General features: G+C 68.8%; 3 protein-coding genes. 2 read left to right on the plus strand and 1 reads right to left on the minus strand.

Annotated features, from left to right (window positions below; all coding sequences use genetic code 11):
• Positions 1 to 563 (plus strand): transporter associated domain-containing protein (locus tag GJ693_RS15960; protein WP_328598849.1); only part of this gene is annotated, 563 nt, incomplete at its 5' end.
• A complete protein-coding gene (locus GJ693_RS15965; RefSeq protein WP_156257210.1) occupies positions 560 to 928 on the plus strand; it encodes an energy transducer TonB in 369 nt (122 codons plus the stop codon). The genes GJ693_RS15960 and GJ693_RS15965, both read left to right, overlap by 4 nt.
• On the opposite strand, the gene GJ693_RS15970 is transcribed toward GJ693_RS15965, so the two are convergent.
• Positions 925 to 1,296 carry a gamma-glutamylcyclotransferase family protein gene (locus GJ693_RS15970; RefSeq protein WP_156257211.1) on the minus strand — a complete coding sequence of 124 codons (372 nt, stop codon included), beginning with the start codon at positions 1,294 to 1,296 and terminating at the stop codon, positions 925 to 927. The two genes, GJ693_RS15965 and GJ693_RS15970, sit on opposite strands and share 4 nt — an antisense overlap.
• Between the last annotated feature and the right edge of the window lie 158 nt (positions 1,297 to 1,454).

Below are 1,454 nucleotides of genomic sequence, written 5' to 3' on the forward strand. Positions count from 1 at the left end.
TGGTGGCGCGCGGCGGCGTGGACGACATCATCGGCGTGCTGCAGGCGCGCGACGTGGTGCAGGCGCTGATCGAGGGCCGGCCGCTCGATCTCGCCGCGCTGGCCCGGCCGGCGCCGGTGCTGCCCGACGTGATCGACGCCGTTGATGCGCTCAGCGCGCTGCGTGATGCCAGCATTCCGATGGCGCTGGTGCATGATGAATATGGCCATTTCGAAGGCATCGTGACGCCATCGGACGTGCTGGCGGCGATTGCCGGCGCCTTCCGCAGCGATGTCGATGATCATGATGATCCGCCCGCCGTGGAGCGCGACGATGGCAGCTGGCTGATTGCCGGTGCACTGCCGGTGGACGAGCTCGCCCACCGGCTCGGCATGCCGCTGGCGCAGGAGCGCGATTACGAGACGGTGGCCGGACTGGCGCTCGACAAGCTGCGCCACCTGCCGCAGACTGGCGAGCGTTTCCGCATCGGGGATTGGCAGTTCGAGATCGTGGACATGGATGGGCGCAAGATCGACAAGCTTTTGATCAGCCGGGTCTCGGACGGCCCGATGGTGCTGCCATGAGGCGGTTGTTGCTGCTCGTACCGCTGCTGCTGGCTGCCAGCCCGCCGCTGGCGACCAAGGTGATGATCAGCGATTCCGATTATCCCGAAGCGGCGCGGCAAGCCGGGCTGGAAGGCGATGTCGCCTTCGATGTGCTGGTCGATGAAAAGGGCAAGGTCACCGGGTGCGAAGTCACCAAGGGCGCCGACCTGCCAGGCGGGCTGGCGGCGGAATCCTGCGCCATGGCCCAGAAGCGCTGGCGCTATGCCCCGGCCCGCGATGATGCCGGCCAGAAGGTGCCGGGCCGCGTGCATTATGCCATCGCCTGGCGCATCACCAGCCGCTGCCCACCTCCAGACGGGCAGACGATCTGCGTGTTTCTTTAATCGTCCACGCCCGGCGGCAGACCATCGACGGCCAGCGCATAGATAAAGGCCGCAAGCGCCCCCGCCGGCGTGATCACGGTTACCAGCGTGCGGCAATAGCCCGGCCCTTCGAAATCATCGAGCCGCGCCCAGTGCTGCGGCAGATCGGCGGATTCGAACAATTGCACGGCGACGTTGGCACCATCCTCGTCCAGCAGCAGCCCCGGATAGCCCTGCGCCGCGCCCCAGCCGGCGGGTATCAGCAGGCCGCGCACCCAGCCGTGGCTCCAGGTGCCGGCGAGGCCATCCAACTGGTGGTGATTGGCGCGGCCGGGCGCCAGCGTGCCATAAACGGCCAGCACCGGGGTCTCGGTGGAGAGGCCGCTCATCCCTGCTTCTTCTCGCCCACATACGCCGGCACCGAGGGCGCCACCGGATCGAGATTGACCCACAGCGCCAGCCCCGCCGACAGCAGCAGTGCCGCCAGCCCGGCCAGCAGCGCCGGGCGGCGGTTGCCCTGCGCCGCCGGGCCATCGGGCACCAGCGG

The organism is Sandarakinorhabdus oryzae, assembly GCF_009733735.1.
Taxonomy (GTDB): Bacteria; Pseudomonadota; Alphaproteobacteria; order Sphingomonadales; family Sphingomonadaceae; genus Sandarakinorhabdus; species Sandarakinorhabdus oryzae.

Excerpts from the sequence above, each read along its gene's own strand:
- GJ693_RS15965 (WP_156257210.1), top strand. The coding sequence starts at position 560 with ATGAGGCGGTTGTTGCTGCTCGTACCGCTGCTGCTGGCTGCCAGCCCG.
- GJ693_RS15970 (WP_156257211.1), bottom strand. The coding sequence starts at position 1,296 with ATGAGCGGCCTCTCCACCGAGACCCCGGTGCTGGCCGTTTATGGCACG.